Consider the following 18,478-nt stretch of genomic DNA (forward strand, 5'->3'; position numbering starts at 1 on the left):
GTGCTCGCGGGTGGGGCGGCGTGCCAGGACGGTGGTCAGGCCTCGCGCCCGTCCTGCGAGGTGTCGGTCCCCGGCGGTCCGGGGAGCGGGGAGCTCGCGGCCACACCCTTCTCGGCGGCCGCCGTCCGCACCGCGTCGATGACCAGCTCCACGGAGCGTCGCAGCGGTGAGGTCGTGCGGTAGGCGATCGACACGGTGCGCATGACCGGCTCGTCCAGGGCCACGATGTCGACGCCGGCAGGCAACCAGGTGAGGCCGAGGTCGGACACGAGCGTCACCCCGAGACCGCCGGCGACCATCGCCAGGGCCGTGGACTGCTCCTCGACCTTGTGGCTGACCCGCGGAGCGAAGCCGTGGCGCTGGCACGCGATGCGCACGGCCCGGCCGAAGTGTGACCGCGGGCCGGGCAGGATCCACGGCGACTCCGCGAGCGCGGTGAGCGACGTCGTCCCCTCCGGCACCGTGCCGGAGGGCGCGGCGACGTGGAGGCGTTCGACGGCGATGACGACCCGGGCCAGGTCCGCGTCCCACGGCATGGTGTGGTCGGAGTAGTCGATGACGAAGGAGAGGTCGAGGGCGCCGTCGCGCACCGCCTCGGCGGTCTCCTCCGGGGCGAGCTCGACGGTCCGGACCTCGATCCCGGGGTGGTCGACGGCGAGTGCCGACAGCGCGGTCGGGAGCAGACCGGAGGCCACCGAGGCCCACACCCCGGCGTCGAGCCGCGCCGTGACGCCTTCCTGCGCCCGCTCGAGGGCCGCGGTCGCCCGCTCGACGGAGCCGAGGATGTCCTCGGCGTGCTCGGAGAGAAGAAGACCCAGCTCGGTGAGCTGGACACGGCGCCCGTGCCGCTCGACGAGCTTGACCCCGACCTCCCGCTCGAGCTGGGCGAGCTGCTGGGAGACACCGGAGGGGCTGTAGTGGAGGGCGGTGGCCGCAGCCGTCACCGTGCCGCGGCGATGAAGCTCCCGCAGCATGCGGAGTCGGCGCAACGACAGCTCCATCCGGTCAGCCTAGGTGGCCGGGGCCGTGCACACCGCGGATCTGGCCGGAGACGCCGGACCGCCCGGGACGCTCGGCGTCCCGACGCCCCGACGACCGTGCAGGATCGGTGCGCCTCGACGTGCAGGAACTGTCGATGGACGCCGCCCTGAGAGAGCCCGCACGCTGAGGTCACGGAGCGACGAGGGTGGAGGTGGTCTGGATGACGATGACCGAGGGTGGGCTGCGGCAGGCCGAGCGGACACCGGCCCTGCAGACGGCGGCCGCCGCGCGGCGGCCTCCCGTCCGGGAGCCGGAGCACGTGCTCGGCTGGACCGACCCGGTCACCGGTGCCCGGGGGTTCCTCGTCGTCGACACCCTCGTCGGCGGCCTGGCGACGGGCGGCACCCGGATGCGGGCCGGGTGCACCGTCACCGAGGTGGCGGACCTTGCGCGCGGGATGTCGACGAAGACGGCGGTGTTCGGTCTGCCCGTCGGCGGCGCGAAGGGCGGCATCGACTTCGACCCCAAGGACCCACGGGCGATCGGCGTGCTGGAACGGTTCTGCGGCGCGATGCGGCCGTGGCTCGACCGGCACTGGGTCACGGCCGAGGACCTCGGCGTGCCCCAGCACGTGATCGACGAGGTGTTCCGCCGGCTCGGGATCGGCCAGTCGTTCCACGCGGCCATCGAGCGGTCACCCCGCCCGGACCGGACGTTGCGCCGGGTGCAGGCCGGACTCGCGGCGCGGACGGAGGACGGGCTGCTCGTCGCCGACGTCATCGGCGGCTACGGGGTCGCCCAGGCGTGCCTCGGTGTCGTCTCCGCGCTCGGGAGGCACCCCGCGCGGACGACGGTCGCCATCCAGGGCATCGGCACCATGGGGGGCGGGGCGGCGTGGTACCTCCACCAGGCCGGGGTGCGCGTCGTCGCGGTCGCGGACGCCGCCGGGACCCTCTACTGCCGCACGGGCCTGGACATCCCGTCCCTGCTCGAGCTCCGTGACGAGTACGGGGAGATCGACCGGAGCCGGGTGCCCGACGACGTCGAGAGGCTGCCGCGCGACTACGTGCTCGAGCTCGCGGTCGACATCCTCGTGCCCGCCGCCATCTCCTACGCCGTCCGCACCGACAACGTCGCCGGCATCCGGGCCAGGGTCCTCGTCGAGGCCGCGAACTCGGCGACGACGCCGGAGGCCGAGGCGGCCCTCACGGCGCGCGGTGTCCCGGTCGTGCCGGACGTCGTGGCGAACGCGGGCGCCGCGGCGTGGGCGTGGTGGCTGCTCCAGGGTCAGGTGGGCACCGACCCGGCGCAGTCCTTCGACCGCCTGCGCGAGGAGATGCGCCCCAAGGTGGCGGTGCTGGTCGCCGCTTGGCGCGACGACCGGGTCCCGCCCCGGCAGGCGGCCCAGGAGCTCGCCGATGCCAACCGACGGTCACTGGCCCGCACGGCGGTCACCATCCCCTGACGGGGACCGGCGGCCCGTCAGTCCGTCGGCTCGGAGCGCTTGGCGACCAGCCGCTCGACGGCGTCGTCCAGGTGGGCGAGCAGCAGGCCCTCGGCGCGGGCGGGGGGCTCGCTCCGGATCGCCTCGCGCAGCTCCTCGTGCTCCCGCACCTGCGCGCCGAGGTCGGGGTAGGTGGTCTCGAGCTCACCGAGGCACATCCGGGTCTCGACGAGCAGCGTGCGCATCGCCCGGATGAGTCGCGGGCTCCCGGAGGACTCGACGAGCACCTCGTGGAACTCCTGGTCCGCGTCGCTGACCGCGGTGGCGTCCCCTCGTGAGGCGGCGTCGCTCATGACCCCGACGCTCCCCTCCAGCGCGCGGTAGGTCTCCTCCCGGCGCTCCTCGAGGACGATCTCCAGCGCGCCGCGCTCGATGACCGAGCGGGTGCGGTAGACGTCGGCGACGTCCTCGAGGGTGAGCTCGCAGACGAAGACGCCGCGGTTGACGACGGCGTAGAGGATCCCCTCGGACACGAGACGTTGCATGGCCTCCCGCAGTGGCCCGCGGGAGACCTCGAAACGCTCGGCGAGGTCGGCCTCGCCGAGCTGGGTGCCCGGCGGGAGCTGGCCCGTCATCACCGCGGTACGCAGCTGCTCGGCGAGGTACTCGACGGTCGACTGCCGCCGGGGCGGGCGCAGATCACTGAGGGGCATGGTCCTGCCTTCGCGTGAAGAGTGTTCCGAGGTCCGGGCGCGACGGCGTCGCTCCCGCCAGCCGAAGACCCTGCCATATCGTCACCTGGTTGGCCGTGAGCACCGGCTTGCCCAGCTGCGCCTCCAGCTCCGGGAGGACGGACAGCGTCCGCATCGCGGTGTCCGGGACGAGCAGTGCCGCGGCGTCGGGATGGTCGTGAGCGGTGGCCAGGTCGCGGACCTCGGCCGGCCGGAGCAGCCCGACCTCCGCCGCCGAGAGGATCCCGGCGCTGCCTGTCGCCACGACCTCGACCCCCGCGGATGCGAGGTACTCGACGAAGCACGCGGCGACGTCGTCGGGATAGCTGGCGGCGACGGCGACGCGGGTGACGCCCAGGGCGGCGAGGGCCGCGACGAAGGCGATGCTCGTGCTCGACGTCGGCACCCCGGTGACCCGGGCGAGCTCGGTGACCTGCTGCCGAGCGCCGTCGTGCCCGAAGACGAAGCTGCCCGAGGTGCAGGCCCACATGACCGACTGCGGGCGGTGCGCGGCGAGTGCGGCCGCCCCGCCGGCGAGCCGCTGCGGGGCGCCGAGGTCGAGGAGCTCGGGGACGGCGTGCAGGTCGGTGCCGTAGACGTGCGCCACAGGCAGCCGGACACCGAGCGGTCCGGCTGCCGCGGCGTACTCGTCCTCGGCCGCGTGGCCGGGGTAGATGATGCCGACCGTCGTCGGCGGCCTCATAGCGCGGGCTCCTCGTCCTGCGACGCGAGGGAGCGCGGCTCGTTCGTGCCCTCGTCGAACACGCCCCGCAGCCACCGCCCCGGCCCGACCATCGGCAGACCCAGACGACCGAGGCAGGCCCACACGGTGAGCTGGTTGGCGGTGAGCACCGGTTTGCCGAGCCGCTTCTCGAGCGGGTCGATGATGTCGTAGGTCGGCAGGTTCGTGCACGAGACGAAGACCGCCTCCGAGCGCGGGTCGTCGGCCGCGAGGATGAGCTCGGCCACCGTGCGGTAGTTGACCCTCCAGATCCCACCGCCGAGGCCGAGGTAGTGCGAGCGCAGGACCTTCACGCCGAGCTCGCCGAGGAAGTCGACCAGCCGCTCGGTGAGCGGGGCGTCGTAGGGGGTGATCACCGACATCCGGGACAGGCCGAGCTCGCGGACGGCCTCGGCGAGGGCGCCGGACGTCGTCACCGCCGCGGGCGCGCCGGCCTCGAGGATCGCGGCCCGCAGCTCGGCCTCGTACGGGAGGCCGTGGACGAAGCTGCCGGAGGCGCACAGGTAGGCGACGACCTCGGGGTCCACGCCGAGGACCCCACGCGTCGCCGCCTGGAGGTGGCGGCGCTCGGAGACGAGCTCGGCCATCTCCAGGCTCACCGGGACCGGCTCGTAGGGCGTGCGGGCGAGGTGGAAGCTGACGTCGAGGGGCGCCCAGCGCCACAGCTCGCGCTCCAGCGCGAGGTCGAAGGGGGCGATGATCCCGATGCCGCGCTGGGCGAGAGGTCCCTCGAGCTCGACGCCGGTCAGCTCCACGGGCACCTCCCCAACCGGCCGGATTGCCAGATTGTTGACAATCTAGGGACCACGCTCGTACGTTGTCAACGTGCCAGCGCAGCCCGTCGTCGTCGTGCTCCACGACGGACGCCTGCCGCCCGCCACGGCCATGGAACCGGTCACCGCTCACGCCGAGCTGCGGCCGACGGAGGAGGCCGGACTCGCCGACGCGCTGCGCGGCGCCGACGTGCTGTTCGCCTACGACTTCCTCTCCACCGCCGTGCCCGCGGCCTGGCACGCCGCCGGCTCGCTGCAGTGGATCCACGTCGCCGCCGCCGGCGTCGACACGGTGATGTCCCCGGAGGTCCGGGAGAGCGACGTCGTCGTCACAAACTCCCGCGGCATCTTCGAGGGACCCATCGCCGAGTACGTCCTCGCCCAGGTCCTCGCCCTCGCCAAGGACCTGCCCGGGTCGCTCCGGCTCCAGCGGGAGCACCGCTGGGAGCACCGGGAGTCCGAGCGGGTGGCCGGTACCCGGGCGCTCGTCGTCGGGACGGGCCCGATCGGGCGGGCGATCGCGCGCCTCCTCCGCGCCGCGGGCATGGAGGTGCACGGCGGAGGGCGCCACCTCCGCCTCGACGACCCGGACTTCACCACGGTCACCGACGCCGCCGGCCTCACCGCGGAGCTGGGCCGCGCGGACTGGGTGGTGGCCGCCGCGCCGCTCACCGAGGCCACCCGGGGGATGTTCGACGCCGCCGCGTTCGCGGCGATGGCGCCGCACGCCCGCTTCGTCAACGTCGGCCGGGGCGAGCTCGTCCGGACCGCGGACCTCGTCACGGCGCTGCGGGACGGGACTATCGCCGGGGCGGCGCTCGACGTCGTCGACCCCGAGCCGCTCCCGGCCGGCCACGCCCTGTGGGACCTGCCCAACGTCGTCCTCACCCCGCACAGCTCCGGGGACGTCCACGGGTGGCGCAGCGCCCTCACCGAGCTGTTCGCCGACAACGTCCTGCGGTGGGTCGAGGGCCGGCCGCTGCGCAACGTCGTCGACAAGTCCCTGGGATACGTGCCGAGCACCGGGAGCCGACCATGAACCCCGTCGAGATGACCGCCGTCGAACTCGTCGCCGCCTACGCCAGCGGCGCACTCTCCCCGGTGGAGGCGACGACTGCCGTGCTCGACCGGATCGAGGAGGAGGACGGGACGCTCGGCGCGTTCTGCCTCGTCGACAGGGACGGCGCGCTGGCGCAGGCCACCGCCTCGGAGGAGCGCTGGCGCGGGGGCTACCCCGCCGGCCTGCTCGACGGCGTGCCGGTGTCGATCAAGGACATCTTCCTCACCGAGGGCTGGCCGACGCTCCGCGGTTCCCGGTCGGTCGACCCGCACCAGCCGTGGGACGTCGACTCGCCCGTCGCGGCGCGTCTGCGCGCCGACGGCATGGTCTTCGTCGGCAAGACGACGACGCCGGAGATCGCCTGGAAGGCCGTGACGGACAGCCCCCTGACCGGGATCACCCGCAACCCCGCGGACCCGACGCTCACCGCCGGCGGGTCCTCCGGGGGAGCGGCGGCGGCGGTCGCGGCCGGCATGGGGCCGTGCGCCGTCGGCACCGACGGCGGTGGCAGCATCCGCATCCCCGCCTCCTTCTGCGGCATCGTCGGCTTCAAGCCGACCCACGGCCGCGTGCCGATGTTCCCGGCCAGCCCCTTCGGCCCGCTCGCGCACGCGGGGCCGATGACCCGCACGGTCGAGGACGCGGCCCTCCTCATGGACATCCTCTCGCTGCCCGACCCCCGCGACCCCACCCAGCTGGCCCCGCCGTCGCTCACCTTCAGGGGCGAGTTCAACCGGGAGGTCACCGGGATGCACGTCGCCTACTCCCGGGACCTCGGCTACGTCGACGTCGACCCCGAGGTCGCCGCCGTCGTCGACGACGCCGTCGCGAAGGTCGCTGCCGCCGGGCTCGAGGTCACGGCGGCCGACCCGGGGTTCACCGACCCGCTCGAGGCGTTCGAGGTGCTGTGGGCGAGCGGCGCCGCGACACTCCTGCGGACGATGCCCGGCGCCCGGGAGACCGTGGACCCGGGCCTCGGGGAGGTGTGGGACCGGGGCGAGCGGCTCAGCGCGGTGGACTACCTCGAGGCGCGGGCGGTCGCGGCGCAGGTCGGCATCCGCATGGGCACGTTCCACGAGCGGCACAACGTCCTGCTCACCCCGACGGTGCCGATCGTCGCGTTCGAGGCGGGGCACGACGTGCCGCCGGGCAGCGGGCTGCGGAGCTGGGCGCAGTGGACGCCGTTCACCTACCCCTTCAACCTCACCCAGCAGCCGGCGATCAGCATCCCGGTGGGGTGGACCGCCGCGGGGCTGCCGGTGGGGCTGCAGGTCGTCGGGCCGCGCCACTCCGACGACCTCGTGCTCGCCGTCGCCCGCTTCGTCGAGTGGGCGCTCGGCTGAGCGGTCACGCGCGGGCGAAGGACAGCCGCTCGCCGGCGAAGCCGTGTCGCCACAGGTCGGTGCAGGCCTCGGCCATCTGGGCGAGCCCGTCCTCGATCGCCCCGAAGACGCTGCCGGGAACCCAGCCGACGTCCCCGTTGAGGAGGAGGTTGTTGCGTCCGTAGAAGATCGCGAGGTCGGTGGCGCCCTGCTCGGCGTGGGCGACCGAGCCCGGCTCGTACCCGTAGGCCGGGTTGCCGATCTCCCAGGGCTCGAAGTCGAAGAGGCACACGTCCCCGGGGATCGGGGTGACCGTCGGGTTCTCGCGGTGGGGGGCGGCGGTGATGCGGGGGAGGAGCGTGTAGACCTCGTTGCGCGCGTACTTCGCGTGGAAGGCGTCCCCGGAGAGCGGCAGCGCCCGCCACACCGCCTCGCTCGTCAGCGGCGCCTCCTCGTCGAGCAGCCGGGCGCGGCAGGAGACGCCGCGCGACTCGAGGGTGATGGAGACGTAGCGGGCCATGGCCGTCACACCGCGGTGAGGACGTCGGACCAGATCGCCAGCCCCTCGTCGATCTCCTCCTCGGTGACGACGAGCGGGGGGATCATCCGCACGACGTTCATGTGGGCGCCGCAGGTGAGCATGAGCAGGCCGCGCCGTGCGGCCTCCTGCTGGGCGGCCTGGGCGCGGGCGGTGTCCGGCTCACCGTCCTGACCGGTGAACTCGCTGCCGACCATGAGCCCCAGCCCCCGCACGTCCCCGACGGCGTCGGTGGCGAGGCGCCGTGCACCGTCGAGGAGCTGCCGCCCGCGATCGGCGGCGTTCGCCACCAGCCCCTCCTCCTCGATGACGTCGAGGGTGGCGAGCGCCGCCGCGCAGGCCACGGCGTTGCCGCCGTACGTGCCTCCCTGCGAGCCTGGCCAGGCGCGGCTCATCAGCTCGTGGGAGGCCGCGATCCCGGACAGCGGGAACCCGGAGGCGATCCCCTTGGCGATCGTCACGACGTCGGGCTCGACGCCGAAGTGCTGGTGGCCGAACCACCGGCCGGTGCGCCCGAACCCGGTCTGGATCTCGTCCATGACGAGGAGGATCCCGTAGCGGTCGGCGCGCTCGCGCAGGCCGGCGAAGAACTCCGCGGTCCCGGGGATGTACCCGCCCTCGCCGAGGACGGGCTCGACAATGAACGCCGCCGTCTCCTGGGGCGACGTCATCGTGGCGAAGAGGTAGTCGAGCTCGCGCAGCGCGAAGGCGGTGGCCTCGTCCTCCGTGCAGCCGTACCGGTAGGCGGTGGGGAACGGGGCGACGTGGACGCCGGCCATGAGGGGGCTGAACCCGGCGGAGAAACGCGTCCCCGACGTCGTCATCGACGCGGCCGCGACCGTCCGTCCGTGGAAGCCACCGTGGAAGACGACGACGTTCGGCCGTCCCGTCGCCTGGCGCACCAGCCGCAGCGCGGCCTCGACCGCCTCGCTGCCGGAGTTCGCGAAGAAGACGGAGTCCAGGGCCGGGGGCAGGACGCCGGCGAGGCGTTCGGTCAGCTCGAGGAGCGGGCGGTGCATGACGGTCGTGTACTGGCCGTGGATGAGCGAGGCCACCTGCTCCTGCGCCGCCGCGACGACGCGAGGGTGGCAGTGGCCGGTGCTCACGACGCCGATGCCCGCGGTGAAGTCGAGGTAGCGACGCCCGTCGGTACCGTGGACGTAGCTGCCCCGGGCGTGGTCGACGACGACCGGGGTGGCCTGCAGGAGACGGGGGGACAACGTCGTCATCGCAACCTCCGGGAGATGGGTTGTTGGATTGTCGACAATACTTCTACGATGTCACGGACGGCAAGGGAGGCGCACATGAGCCAGGAGACGGACGCGATCGCGACCGTGCCGACGGACCTCTTCATCGGTGGTCGGTGGACGCAGGCGCGGCGGACCATGCCTGTGGAGGACCCGTCGACGGGCGAGGTGCTCTGCGAGGTGGCGGACGCCGACCCGCAGGAGGCGATGGCCGCGCTCGACGCAGCGGCCGCGGCTCAGGCGTCGTGGGCCGCGACGGCGCCACGGGAGCGCAGCGAGATCCTCACCCGGGCCTACGACCTCATCCTCGAGCAGCGGGAGCGCCTCGCGCTCGTCATGACGCTGGAGATGGGCAAGCCACTGGCCGAGGCGCGCGGCGAGGTCGCCTACGCGGCGGAGTTCTTCCGCTGGTTCGCCGAGGAGGCGGTCCGGATCGACGGCGGGTACATGCCGGCGCCGGCCGGCGGTGCGCGCTTCCTCGTCATGCGCCAGCCCGTGGGGCCGAGCGTCCTCATCACGCCGTGGAACTTCCCGATGGCGATGGGGACGCGCAAGATCGGGCCGGCCATCGCGGCCGGGTGCACGTCCGTCATCAAGCCGGCCGCCCAGACGCCGCTCTCGACCCTCGCCCTGGCGGACATCCTCGTCCAGGCGGGCCTGCCCGACGGCGTCGTCAACGTCGTGACGACCAGCCGCTCGGACGAGGTCATGACGCCGCTCATCCTCGACCCGCGGTCCCGCAAGCTCTCCTTCACCGGGTCCACGCCGGTGGGCAAGCACCTGCTCGGGCTCGCCGCGAGGACGGTCATGCGCACCTCGATGGAGCTCGGCGGGAACGCGCCCTTCCTCGTCTTCGCCGACGCCGACCTCGAGGTGGCCGTCGACGGCGCCATGCAGGCGAAGATGCGCAACATCGGGCAGGCGTGCACCGCGGCGAACCGGATCCTCGTCCACCGGGACGTCGCCGAGGAGTTCGCCGACCGCCTGACGCGCCGGATGGGGGAGCTGCCGCTCGGACGCGGGGTGGAGGAGGGCGTCGTCGTCGGCCCGTTGATCAACCGGGCGGCCGTCGAGAAGGTGCACGGACTCGTGCGCGACGCCGTCGACCGCGGTGCGACCGCACGCCTCGGCGGGGAGCCGGTTGAGCGGCCCGGGTACTACTACCCGGCGACCGTGCTCACCGACGTCCCGCGCGATGCCGAGCTCGCCGGCACGGAGATCTTCGGACCCGTCGCGGCCATCACCCCGTTCGACACCGAGGAGGAGGCGGTGGCCCTGGCGAACGACACCCCGTACGGGCTGGTCTCCTACGTGTTCACGCGTGACCTGAACCGCGCGCTCCGGGTGAGCGAGGCGCTCGAGGCGGGGATGGTGGGGCTGAACCAGGGGGTCGTGTCGAACCCCGCGGCGCCCTTCGGAGGGATCAAGGAGTCCGGCCTGGGACGGGAGGGCGGCTCCACCGGGATCGAGGAGTTCCTCGAGACGAAGTACGTCGGTATCGCCCTGCCGTCCTGACGGTGCGGCACAGCAACCGCCTCGGGGCCGGGGGGCCGTGCTGCCCGAACGCGCAGCCTTTCGGGCCGGGTCACGCAGGACCATGGCCTGCGGGGGAGCGGCGCGGGTAGCGTCCGCCGTAGCCGCTCGCCGAGCGGTCTCGCCGGGGTCAGCCCTCCGGGAGCGGCCTCGACGCCCCCAGGCCGGGACGAGTGACCGGCCCGTCCGCACAGGAGACTGGCATGGCCGACGAGGCGGAGTTCGAGGCCCTCAAGGGCCGGATCGTGGAGCTGGAGAACCAGCTCAAGTCGCAGCAGGTCAAGCGCGGGGCCAAGGACCTCAGCCCCGAGGACCTCCAGGCGTACGCCAAGGTGCGCGACGTCATCGCCGCGGACTACGGGGAGTTCTGCGGGATCAACGACTGCTTCCGATGTATCAGCCGCTGCGCCGTGTGTGCGGTCTGCGTGGTCCGCTGCATCGAGGTCTGCATCCACGAGTGCACCTGCGGCCCGTGCAACGTCGGTGGCCTCGGGAACCTCGGGAACGCCGCAGGGCGCTTCGGTGGACTGGGCTACTGACAGCACCCCGGCCGGGGCCGGTGGCGGGCTGCGGCTCGCTCCCGGCCTCGACGTCGTGCCGCTCGGGCAGGACCTCCTCCTCGCCACCGCCACCGCGCGCCTGCGCCTGGAGGGCGAGGTCGCGCAGCTCGTCCGTGACCGCCTGGTCCCCACCCTCACCGACCTCACCCCCCGGCGCACCGTCATCGCCGCGTTCCCCGACGCCGTCGCCGACGACGTCGGGCGGCTGCTCGACACCCTCCTCGACGCCGGGATCGTCATCGAGGACGACGACGGCGTGCCCCACCCGCCGTGGGTCCAGCTCGTGACGGCGTCGGCGGAGGAACGCCGCGCGGTCGCCGAGCGTGCCCGCACCCTGCGGGTCGCCGTCGTCGGCAACGGCGAGGGCGCGCGGGCCCTGACGACGTCTCTGACGGCCGCGGGGATCGGTGGCGTGAGACTCCTCGACCTCGCCGCGGGGACAGTCCCCGACCGCGACGGGGTCACGCGTGCCGTCGCCGGCAGCGACCTCGCGGTGACCGCTGTCGACCCGGAGCTGTCGGCCGTGCGGATGTGGGTCAACGCCGCCGGCCTGGAGCACGACGTGCCCTCGCTGCACGTGGCCTGGCACGGCACCCGCGCCGTCGTCGGCCCACTCGTCCTGCCGGGGGAGGGGCCGTGCTACCTCTGCTGGCGGATGCGGGCGCTGGCCTGCGAGGACGACTTCGCGGCCGCCATGGCGCACGAGGAGATGCTCGACCGGGCACGGCAGGCACCCGGCCGACCGCGCCCGGTGCTGCCCGCCCTGCTGCCCGGCGCGGCTGCCGTCGTCACCCGCGAGGTCCTCGCCGCCGCGGTCGGCGTGTACCCGGCGCGGCTGCCCGGTCACGTCCTCACGCTCGACGGCACCACCGGCAGCCAGGTCCGCCACCCGGTCCTCCAGCGACCCGACTGCGCCGCCTGCCGAAAAAAAGACCACCGGCCCTCGCGGGAGCAACCGCCGCTCGCGACGCTGGCCGGGACGAGGAGCGGTAGGACGGACTTCGACCGGATCGCCGCGCGGACGGTGAGCCCGGTCAGCGGGTTGGTCCGCGTGCTGGATGCCGTCACCAAGGACGTCGAGGAGCCCGAGCTGCCCGTCGTCGTCCGCGCCGAGCTCGCCAACGCCCGCTTCCAGAGCGGACCGGAGGGGTTCGTCGGGTGCTCCGGGAAGGGCGCGACCGTCGAGGCCGCTCGCAACGGCGCCCTCGGCGAGGCGCTCGAGCGCTACGCCTCCCTCACCTGGGAGCCGGACCGCCGGGTCTCCGCCACCCGCGACGCGCTCGACGGGCCGTCCCTGGACCCACGTGACCTCGTCCTCTTCGCGGAGGACCAGTACGCCGACCTGCCGTTCCGGCCCTACTCGGCACGGACCGAGCTCGAGTGGGTCCCCGCCCGCTCGCTCACCACGGGGGCCGAGGTCTGGGTGCCGCTGCTGGCCGTCCACCTCGGCTACGACGTCCACCACCACGACTCCTACCTCTTCCCCGCGACGTCCAACGGCTTCGCCGCCGGCGCGACGCTCACCGACGCCGTCCGTGCCGGACTTCTCGAGGTGGTCGAGCGCGACGCGTTCCTCATCGCCTGGGCGCACCGGCTCGCCGGACGGCGCAGCCCCGCCGCGTCCGTGCCCGACGACGTCGTGCGGCGGGTCGCCGCGGGGTACGCCCGCCGGGGCGTGAGCATCGACGTCCACCAGCTGCCCACGGACACCGCCGTGACGGTCGTCATGGCGGTCGGGTGGAGCGCGGAGGCACCGGCCGCCGTCGTCGGCCTGGGGGCCGACCTCGACCCGGTCGCCGCCGCCCGGGGCGCCGTGCTCGAGGTGGGCCAGGTGCGGCCGGCGCTGCGCGCGCGACTGCGCCGTCCGGGGACCGCCGCCCGGCTCCGCGAGCTCGTCGCCGACCCGGCCCGGGTGACCGAGCTGGAGGACCACGATCTCCTGTACGCCGACCCCGCGACGGCCGCCGCGGGTCTGGGGTACCTGCGCGAGGCTCCGAGCCTCCCGTGGGACGCCACGGCACCCCAGGACACGGGGCTCACCGCCCTCGTGTCCTCGCTGACGGCGGTCGCGGGGGACGTGCTGTACGTGGACACCACCCCACCGGACGTCGCCGAGCTCGGGGTGAGCGTCGCCCGTGGCATCGTGCCCGGGTTCCAGCCCATCCACTTCGGTGCCGCCCAGAACCGGCTCGGCGGGGAGCGGCTCCACCGCATGCCTGCCGACCTCGGCCTGGTCCCACGCGTGGCAGGCCGCGAGGACCTCAACCTCACCGCGCACCCCCTGGCCTGACGATGGCGAGCGACCCCGGAACCTTCCGCGACCACCAGCCACTCGCCTGGACCTTCCACCGCGGCACGGCGCGCTGGGTCTTCACCGACACCGGCGGCGTGAACCCGCCCGTGCAGCCCGGCCGGGAGCACGCCGGTGCACCATGGACCGCCCTCCCGGACGGACCGGCGGTGAGGCGCCCGCTCTCGCAGGTGCTCGCGGACCGTGTCTCGTGCCGCAGCTTCCGGGACGAGCCGGTGGACCTGCCGCGCCTGGCCACCCTGCTGCGTGGCTGCTACGCGCTCGGCGCGCGGCTCGCGCTCGAGGACCTCGAGGTCGTCGAGCGGCCGAACCCCTCGGCGGGCGGGCTCTACCCGCTCGAGCTCAGCCTCATCGTTCGTGACGTCGACGGCCTGGCACCGGGCGTCCACCACTACGTGCCCGGGGCCGACGGCCTCGAGCTGCTGCGCGAGGGCCCCTTCCCCCGGGAGTGGGTGGAGTACCTGTTCATGGGGCAGCCGTGGGTGGCACAGGCGAGTGCCGTCGTCGTGCTCAGCGCTGTCACGGGCCGGTCGTTGGTCAAGTACGGCGACCGCGGCTACCGGTACCTGCTCCTCGAGGCCGGGCACGTGACCCAGACCCTCGTGCTCCTCGCCACCGGCCTCGGCCTCGGGACCGTCAACGTCGGCGGCTTCTACGACGACGAGCTCGCCGGGCTGCTCCGGGTGGACGCCGAGCGCGAGGTGCCGCTCTACGCGACGGCGATCGGGGTGCCGGCGGCCGAGGGCAGGATGGCCCGGCGGGCGCTTCCCGGAGGATCCTGAGCCCGCCGCACCTTGACCGACGGGACGGTCGTGGACGAGTGACCGACCCGCCGTCGTCGATCGGCGCGCTCGGGGCTGGTGAGGCCGGATTCGTCCGGCGTATTGTGACCGAGATAACACACGAGACGAGGCTCTATCGCCGTAGCGGCCCCGCTCGTCGCACTGGTGGGTGCCACGGCCATGGCGGTGACCGTCGCCGGCACCGAGCACCGCGAGCACGTCAGGTGGAGTGAAGGAGCCCGTCATGGGAGTGGTCAACCGTGCATTCGGGGGACGGCGCGGCCGCAGCGACTCGCGACTGCCTCCCGGGCAGACCATCGTGGACGACTGGCCCGTCCTCACGGCGGGCCCGACGCCTGATGTCGGGGCGCACGAGTGGAGCTTCACGATCACAACGGAGGGCGGTCTCGAGCACCGATGGGACTGGAGTGAGCTCCACGCCCTGGGGGTGGAGGACGTCGTCACCGATGTTCACTGCGTCACCCACTGGTCAAGGCTGGACATGCCCTGGCGAGGGGTTCCCGTCGACCTGCTCTTCGAGGACGTCGAGACGGGCTACGACTATGTGATGGTCCGCAGCTACGGCGGGTACACCACCAACCTCCCCCTCGAGGACCTGCTCGACGGGAAGGCGTGGATCGCCACGGAGGCCGAGGGCAGTCCGCTCACTCCCGAGCATGGTGGCCCCGCGCGACTCCTCGTCCCTCATCTCTACTTCTGGAAGAGTGCCAAGTGGCTTCGCGGAATGCAGATGATGCCCTCCGACGAACCGGGCTTCTGGGAGCAGAACGGGTACCACCTCCGCGGCGACCCGTGGTTGGAGGAGCGGTACTGGTGACCGGCGCCTTCCGCGTCGGGTGGCACGTCGGACGGTTGGCCAGCAGGCGCCGCGAGACCGAGTCAGCCGTCCGTCTCGAGCTGGACGTGCCCAGCTGGCCCGGGAGCCTTCCCGGGTCGCACCTGGACATCCGCCTCACCGCACCTGACGGTTACCAGGCGACCCGGTCGTACTCGCTCGCGTCGTCGGGCGACACGACTCGACTGGTCCTGGCTGTCGACGAGGTGCCCGGAGGCGAAGTCTCACCGTTCCTCGTGCACCAGCTCGAGCACGGCGAGGACATCGAGGTGCACGGCCCGCTCGGACGCTTCTTCGTCTGGACGCCCTCGGACGTCGACCGGTCCCCGGTCCAGCTCATCGCGGGCGGATCGGGCGTCGTGCCGCTGTTCTCGATGGCGTCGGCCCGTGAGCGCGAGGCGGGCGGTGCCGACTTCCGGCTGCTGTACTCGGTCCGCACGCCGGGTGACGTGTTCTTCGCTCAGGAGCTGGCGGCACTGTCCGGCACGACCGTCGACGTCGTGCACACTCGCCAGTCCCCTCCGGGATCGGTCGACTCACCGGGGAGACTCACCCGCGACACGGTCGCCGGACTGGTCTTCCCCGCATCCGCAGGACCGCGCATCTTCGTCTGCGGACCGACGCCGTTCGTCGAGGCGGTCGCCGGATGGCTGCTCGATCTGGGGCACGACGCGGCGCGGGTGCGCACGGAACGGTTCGGGGGCAGCAGATGAACCATCTCGACGGGAACGCGCTCGCCGGAGTCTTCGCCGACACGCTCGGCGTCGAGATCACCACGGCGATCGGCCAGTGCGGAAGCTGTCGTCGCTCCTTCGAGCTCGCCCGCGCGCGCGCCTCCGTCACAGCCATGGGCGCTGTCATGCGGTGCGCCGGTTGCGACTCCACGCTGGCCGTCATCGTCGACAACGGACACGAGCGGCTCGTGAACTTGTCGGGCCTGGCCTACATCAGGGTGGCCCGCCCGTGACCGGACAGCGGGAAGGGGCGCGCGGAGCAGCGGACGACGCCCCCGAGGTGCGGCCGCGACGTCAGAGGGTGCGCAGGACGAGCATGAACTGACCGCCGCCCGGCTCGACCTGCGTCGTGACGGGCAGGTCCGGGGAGAAACGGGACAGGCGGTCGACCAGCCAGGCGGCGGCTGCGTCGGCGTCCTCGCGGCTCGGGCAGCGTGCCACCACCTCGCGGCCCTTCTTGCGCGCGAGCCGCTCCACGGTCGCAGCGATCGGTGCGGGGTCGACGACGAACAGGTCGGGCGACCACGGCACGACCGGCTTCACGGCTCCCTTGCGCGTGTTGCAGGCGCGGTGGGCCAGACGCTCGGTGCCGGCCGCGGCCTTCTTCCCCTTGGCGAGGCCGGTGTCGACACTGGGGCCGAGGTCGGAGTTGACCGAGGCGTTCGGGTCGACCGGCTCGTCGCACAGCCAGCAGCGCCACGAGTCCCGTTCACCGACCGTGTCGAGGTTGCTCATGTGCGCACGGTAGCCCGGCAGCGCGGCGTGCCGCCGGTGTGCCCACGCGCCGCCAGTGCACCGCCTTGTGCTCCAGTCCCACGACCAGGCCGACCAGCACGTGGCCCCTCACTGGCGTCGGGATCGCAGGCGGGATCACGGCGACGACGGCGGACCTCACCTGCACGGCACCGGGCGACGGCGTCGTGTGGATGACCGTGAGCCCGGCGGGCAAGCTGAGCAACCGCAGCCGCAGCATCTCACCCGACGCCGACGTCGTCGCCAGCGTGACGGTCGCGCGGGAGTCGTGCGGGTAGGACGCCGGCGCTCACCCGGCGACCGCGTAGACGACGAGCCCGAGCATGCCGACGGCGACCGACCAGAGGCTGGCGGCACGCAGCCGCCGCGCCCGGGGTGCGCTGTGGTCCTCTCGGTGGCGCAGGTGGAAGGTCGTGGCACAGACCAGCGCGACGACGAGTGCGACCCTCGCGACGACGAGACCGATGATGCCGACCGTCTCTGCGAGGGTGTCACTCACCGGTCTGCTGTCGCCGCGTGCCAGCGCTGCAGCAGGCGGAGGCGCCCGCCGGAGTTGGGCAGCTCGACGTGCTTGGCTCCGTACCTCAGGAGGTAGACGAAGCGGTCCCCGAAGAGCGTCGGCCGGCCCTCGCGGACCTCGGCAACCTCGTGCCAGGGATAGGTCTTGCGCCGGAAGAGCGCCACGAGGTGCACGCCCTCCGCGTCCACGGCGACCCGGCGGCGGAACTCCTCGGCCGCGACGAAGAGGAACGCGGCGGCCGCAGGCAGCGGGATCCAGCGGCGCCACCCCCTGTCCGCGACGCCGTCGCCGCCGAGGAGCCCGGGCACCGTGACGGCGATGTACAACGCAGCGACCACGAGGAAGAGGACGGCCGCCCACGGTCTGCCCACGCGCCACGACTCCTCCGAGGGCAGTCGCTCGTCCTCGCGCGGCCGGTCGTCGTCGGGACCCATCAGCCCAGCATGCCGGGCGCCCCGGACCCGGGCCACCGCGGATAATCCGTCGCGGCGCGCGACGTGCCCCCGTATGGTCGTCGCCCGTGGACATCGACGCTCGCGCCCTCGACGACGCCCTGGCCGACGCCTCCTTCTCCGGGGTGGTGACCGTCGACGTCGGGGACCGGCGCATCCTCGAGCGCACGGAGGGATACCTCAACCGCCCGCTCCAGGTGCCGATGACCGCCGACACGCAGATCGCCGTCGCGAGCGGGAGCAAGGCCTTCACCGCCGTCGCCGTCATGCGGCTCGTGGAGGACGGCGCGCTCCGGCTGGACCAGCAGGTCCGGGCGCTGCTCGGCGAGGACCTGCCCCTGGTGGACGACGCCGTCACCGTCGAGCACCTCCTCGGCCACACCTCGGGCATCGGGGACTACCTCGACGAGGACTCCGGCTGGGAGGCGCCGGACTACGTCCTCACCGTGCCGCCGCACACGCTCACCACGGCGGCCGCGTTCCTCCCGCTGCTCGAGGGACACCCGCAGAAGTTCGCGCCGGGGGAGCGCTTCTCCTACTGCAACAGCGGGTACATGGTCCTCGCGCTGCTCCTCGAGCGGGTTGCGGGGGAGGGCTACCACGACGTCGTCCGGCGACTCGTCCTCGCTCCCGCCGGCCTCGAGGCGACGGACTTCCTCCCGCTCAACGCGCTGCCCGCCGGCGCCGCCACCGGGTACGTGCACGACGACGGCGACCTCACCAACACCCTTCATCTCCCCGTCCTCGGCAACGGTGACGGCGGGGCGTTCACGACGGCGGCCGACCTCCACCGCTTCTGGTGCGCGCTCCTCGACGGGCGGGTCGTGTCGCCCGAGAGCGTCGAGACCCTGACCCGGCCCCGGCACGACGTGCCCGAGGAGGACATGCGCTACGGCCTGGGCTTCTGGCTGCACCGGACCGCGGACGTGCTCGTCCTCGAGGGCTACGACGCGGGTGCGTCCTTCCGGTCCACCCACGTGGTCGGCTCGCGCACGACGGTGAGCGTGCTCGGCAACACCTCCGAGGGGGCGTGGCCGGTCATCGCGGCGCTGGCGGAGGTTGTCGACGCGTCCGTCGCCTGAGCCACGTCCGGGCCGCACCGCGGGGGCGCCAGCGTCCCCGCTGCGGCACGCTGGTCG

General features: G+C 73.5%; 21 protein-coding genes. 12 read left to right on the forward strand and 9 right to left on the reverse strand.

All coding sequences use genetic code 11. The annotated features are described in order from the left end of the window. Positions 1-35: 35 nt before the first annotated feature. Positions 36-1,001: a LysR family transcriptional regulator gene (locus DSZ44_RS03255; RefSeq protein ID WP_110851117.1), complete on the reverse strand. Its 966-nt coding sequence runs from the start codon at positions 999-1,001 to the stop codon at positions 36-38. Positions 1,002-1,201: 200 nt separating this feature from the next. Between DSZ44_RS03255 and DSZ44_RS03260 the strand changes: the two genes are divergently transcribed. Then, positions 1,202-2,446 (forward strand): Glu/Leu/Phe/Val dehydrogenase dimerization domain-containing protein, encoded by a 1,245-nt coding sequence (locus tag DSZ44_RS03260; RefSeq protein ID WP_258369183.1) that lies wholly within the window; start codon positions 1,202-1,204, stop codon positions 2,444-2,446. A gap of 17 nt (positions 2,447-2,463) precedes the next feature. Here the strand turns inward: DSZ44_RS03260 and DSZ44_RS03265 are convergent, their stop codons facing one another. Genes DSZ44_RS03265 through DSZ44_RS03275 form a run of 3 tightly spaced genes read right to left on the reverse strand, consistent with a single transcriptional unit; the run spans position 2,464 to position 4,653 of the window. Beyond that, positions 2,464-3,138, reverse strand: coding sequence for a GntR family transcriptional regulator (locus DSZ44_RS03265; RefSeq protein WP_110851118.1), 675 nt, complete (start codon positions 3,136-3,138; stop codon positions 2,464-2,466). Further along, positions 3,125-3,859 (reverse strand): maleate cis-trans isomerase family protein, encoded by a 735-nt coding sequence (locus tag DSZ44_RS03270; RefSeq protein ID WP_110851119.1) that lies wholly within the window; start codon positions 3,857-3,859, stop codon positions 3,125-3,127. Before DSZ44_RS03270 ends, DSZ44_RS03265 begins: the two co-directional genes overlap by 14 nt. Next, positions 3,856-4,653, reverse strand: coding sequence for a maleate cis-trans isomerase family protein (locus DSZ44_RS03275; RefSeq protein ID WP_110851120.1), 798 nt, complete (start codon positions 4,651-4,653; stop codon positions 3,856-3,858). The genes DSZ44_RS03270 and DSZ44_RS03275 overlap by 4 nt, the downstream gene beginning before the upstream one ends. Before the next feature lie 130 nt (positions 4,654-4,783). On the opposite strand from DSZ44_RS03275, the gene DSZ44_RS03280 reads away from it, so the two are divergent. Continuing rightward, positions 4,784-5,710 (forward strand): D-2-hydroxyacid dehydrogenase, encoded by a 927-nt coding sequence (locus DSZ44_RS03280; RefSeq protein WP_110851335.1) that lies wholly within the window; start codon positions 4,784-4,786, stop codon positions 5,708-5,710. Then, positions 5,707-7,074, forward strand: coding sequence for an amidase (locus tag DSZ44_RS03285; protein WP_110851121.1), 1,368 nt, complete (start codon positions 5,707-5,709; stop codon positions 7,072-7,074). Before DSZ44_RS03280 ends, DSZ44_RS03285 begins: the two co-directional genes overlap by 4 nt. Before the next feature lie 4 nt (positions 7,075-7,078). Here DSZ44_RS03285 and DSZ44_RS03290 read toward each other — a convergent pair whose 3' ends face one another. Both DSZ44_RS03290 and DSZ44_RS03295 read right to left on the reverse strand, forming a co-directional pair. Next, positions 7,079-7,573, reverse strand: a complete 495-nt coding sequence (locus DSZ44_RS03290) for a DUF3830 family protein (protein ID WP_110851336.1) — start codon at positions 7,571-7,573, stop codon at positions 7,079-7,081. Positions 7,574-7,578: 5 nt separating this feature from the next. Then, the gene (locus DSZ44_RS03295) at positions 7,579-8,820 is read right to left on the reverse strand and encodes an aspartate aminotransferase family protein (protein ID WP_110851122.1); all 1,242 of its coding nucleotides are present in this window, start codon (positions 8,818-8,820) and stop codon (positions 7,579-7,581) included. 75 nt (positions 8,821-8,895) lie between these two features. Here DSZ44_RS03295 and DSZ44_RS03300 point away from each other — a divergent pair, with 75 nt between their 5' ends. The 7 genes from DSZ44_RS03300 to DSZ44_RS03330 all read left to right on the forward strand — a co-directional run bounded on the left by DSZ44_RS03300 (position 8,896) and on the right by DSZ44_RS03330 (position 15,847). After that, a complete protein-coding gene (locus DSZ44_RS03300) occupies positions 8,896-10,353 on the forward strand; it encodes an NAD-dependent succinate-semialdehyde dehydrogenase (RefSeq protein WP_110851123.1) in 1,458 nt (485 codons plus the stop codon). 221 nt (positions 10,354-10,574) lie between these two features. Then, positions 10,575-10,910 carry a hypothetical protein gene (locus tag DSZ44_RS03305; protein WP_110851124.1) on the forward strand — a complete coding sequence of 112 codons (336 nt, stop codon included), beginning with the start codon at positions 10,575-10,577 and terminating at the stop codon, positions 10,908-10,910. Further along, the gene (locus DSZ44_RS03310; protein WP_110851125.1) at positions 10,894-13,221 is read left to right on the forward strand and encodes a TOMM precursor leader peptide-binding protein; all 2,328 of its coding nucleotides are present in this window, start codon (positions 10,894-10,896) and stop codon (positions 13,219-13,221) included. Before DSZ44_RS03305 ends, DSZ44_RS03310 begins: the two co-directional genes overlap by 17 nt. A gap of 2 nt (positions 13,222-13,223) precedes the next feature. Next, a complete protein-coding gene (locus DSZ44_RS03315) occupies positions 13,224-14,024 on the forward strand; it encodes a SagB/ThcOx family dehydrogenase (protein ID WP_110851126.1) in 801 nt (266 codons plus the stop codon). A gap of 244 nt (positions 14,025-14,268) precedes the next feature. Beyond that, complete coding sequence (locus tag DSZ44_RS03320; RefSeq protein ID WP_110851127.1) at positions 14,269-14,862, forward strand: molybdopterin-dependent oxidoreductase; 594 nt, start codon at positions 14,269-14,271, stop codon at positions 14,860-14,862. After that, positions 14,859-15,593, forward strand: a complete 735-nt coding sequence (locus tag DSZ44_RS03325; protein WP_309146699.1) for an FAD-binding oxidoreductase — start codon at positions 14,859-14,861, stop codon at positions 15,591-15,593. The genes DSZ44_RS03320 and DSZ44_RS03325 overlap by 4 nt, the downstream gene beginning before the upstream one ends. Further along, the gene (locus tag DSZ44_RS03330) at positions 15,590-15,847 is read left to right on the forward strand and encodes a DUF6510 family protein (protein ID WP_110851128.1); all 258 of its coding nucleotides are present in this window, start codon (positions 15,590-15,592) and stop codon (positions 15,845-15,847) included. The genes DSZ44_RS03325 and DSZ44_RS03330 overlap by 4 nt, the downstream gene beginning before the upstream one ends. Positions 15,848-15,908: 61 nt before the next feature. Here the strand turns inward: DSZ44_RS03330 and DSZ44_RS03335 are convergent, their stop codons facing one another. After that, the gene (locus tag DSZ44_RS03335; protein WP_110851129.1) at positions 15,909-16,349 is read right to left on the reverse strand and encodes a hypothetical protein; all 441 of its coding nucleotides are present in this window, start codon (positions 16,347-16,349) and stop codon (positions 15,909-15,911) included. A gap of 65 nt (positions 16,350-16,414) precedes the next feature. Here DSZ44_RS03335 and DSZ44_RS18180 point away from each other — a divergent pair, with 65 nt between their 5' ends. After that, positions 16,415-16,645 (forward strand): hypothetical protein, encoded by a 231-nt coding sequence (locus tag DSZ44_RS18180; RefSeq protein WP_181424518.1) that lies wholly within the window; start codon positions 16,415-16,417, stop codon positions 16,643-16,645. Between the two features lie 11 nt (positions 16,646-16,656). On the opposite strand, the gene DSZ44_RS03345 is transcribed toward DSZ44_RS18180, so the two are convergent. Both DSZ44_RS03345 and DSZ44_RS03350 read right to left on the reverse strand, forming a co-directional pair. Further along, positions 16,657-16,866, reverse strand: coding sequence for a hypothetical protein (locus tag DSZ44_RS03345; RefSeq protein WP_110851131.1), 210 nt, complete (start codon positions 16,864-16,866; stop codon positions 16,657-16,659). After that, entirely contained in the window at positions 16,863-17,321 is a 459-nt protein-coding gene (locus DSZ44_RS03350) for a PH domain-containing protein (RefSeq protein WP_110851132.1), read from the reverse strand. Before DSZ44_RS03350 ends, DSZ44_RS03345 begins: the two co-directional genes overlap by 4 nt. A gap of 86 nt (positions 17,322-17,407) precedes the next feature. On the opposite strand from DSZ44_RS03350, the gene DSZ44_RS03355 reads away from it, so the two are divergent. Further along, positions 17,408-18,421 (forward strand): serine hydrolase domain-containing protein, encoded by a 1,014-nt coding sequence (locus DSZ44_RS03355; protein ID WP_220035067.1) that lies wholly within the window; start codon positions 17,408-17,410, stop codon positions 18,419-18,421. Positions 18,422-18,478: the final 57 nt, after the last annotated feature.

Origin of the sequence: Georgenia satyanarayanai (assembly GCF_900116375.1) — a bacterium.
GTDB classification, from domain to species: Bacteria; Actinomycetota; Actinomycetes; order Actinomycetales; family Actinomycetaceae; genus Oceanitalea; species Oceanitalea nanhaiensis.